Source organism: Bartonella sp. TT110JLCBS (assembly GCF_042193405.1).
In the GTDB taxonomy this organism is placed as follows: Bacteria; Pseudomonadota; Alphaproteobacteria; order Rhizobiales; family Rhizobiaceae; genus Bartonella.
On record NZ_JBHILT010000164.1, the window covers coordinates 1 to 855 of the forward strand.

An 855-nucleotide genomic window follows, 5' to 3' on the forward strand; every position below is an offset into this window, starting at 1 on the left:
TGGTAAAAACACACCATATTTGGCAATCTCTGGATTAGCTTCCAGTGTGGCTTCTAAATAGCCTTTGAGTAAACCAGCTTGCCTCCGGTCTCTGAACACTGCCATGGCATGGTGAAAGCAGAGGAGATCGAGGCTCATATCCTCTAGCTCTACAACAACATGTTTTTCTGGTATCTTCATAGAGGTTGTCCCACTTGGATTTGTCTCTCTTGGTATTGTCCTTGTGGTTTTCCGCCATTAAAAAAGGGCAAGAGCGTAATGGAATAGCGGATGCGCTGGGATTGACCAGAGCGACTGATATAGTCATGGTCTTTATTGATCGTGGTGATTACTACGGGTCCATGGAGAAGGACACTATAGGTGGTATCATTGATCCAATGAAGCATCTGGACCGGCTTTGCTCTTCGAATAGTTGTAGTGATAGCATCAATGGCTACACGATCACCAAATTCTTCTGGAAACCAAACCCCATGAATGGTTTTGGGATTATTGCCATAGCCGGTAAATTGCAAACTGGGTGCCTTGCCAAAACGCTCCATACAAACCCATGAGGCAGAAAACTCTTCTTCAAAAGATTGGAAATTTAGCCAGTCCACGTAAAAGAGATGTGGTCCTAACATCATCAAAGGATCTCTCATAGGCTCCCTCCCCTCATTCTGTCCCGCCATGCAGCGCATTAGCACGTGCCCGTTGCAAAGCATGGGCAACCGCACGACCAGTGGCCATGGGTTCACGCGCCCCATTAACATGCACTGTGACATTTTGATTGTGTGTGATGGGGGAACGGTCTTTGTCTCTTTGCTCTCTCGCAGATGAATTTACAGGAGAAGCTCCCGCAAATTGCACGATGGGTTG

The 855-nt window shown here is 46.9% G+C and carries 2 protein-coding genes and 1 pseudogene; all 3 read right to left on the bottom strand.

Going from position 1 to position 855, the window contains the following annotated elements; all coding sequences use genetic code 11:
* Nucleotides 1-180 (bottom strand): tail protein X (locus ACFILW_RS10195; RefSeq protein ID WP_375685780.1); only part of this gene is annotated, 180 nt, incomplete at its 3' end.
* A complete protein-coding gene (locus ACFILW_RS10200) occupies nucleotides 177-638 on the bottom strand; it encodes a phage tail protein (protein ID WP_375685781.1) in 462 nt (153 codons plus the stop codon). The genes ACFILW_RS10200 and ACFILW_RS10195, both read right to left, overlap by 4 nt.
* A 13-nt stretch (nucleotides 639-651) precedes the next feature.
* Nucleotides 652-855, bottom strand: a pseudogene (locus ACFILW_RS10205) (hypothetical protein); the annotation flags it as partial.

Excerpts from the sequence above, each read along its gene's own strand:
- ACFILW_RS10200 (WP_375685781.1), bottom strand. The coding sequence starts at position 638 with ATGAGAGATCCTTTGATGATGTTAGGACCACATCTCTTTTACGTGGAC.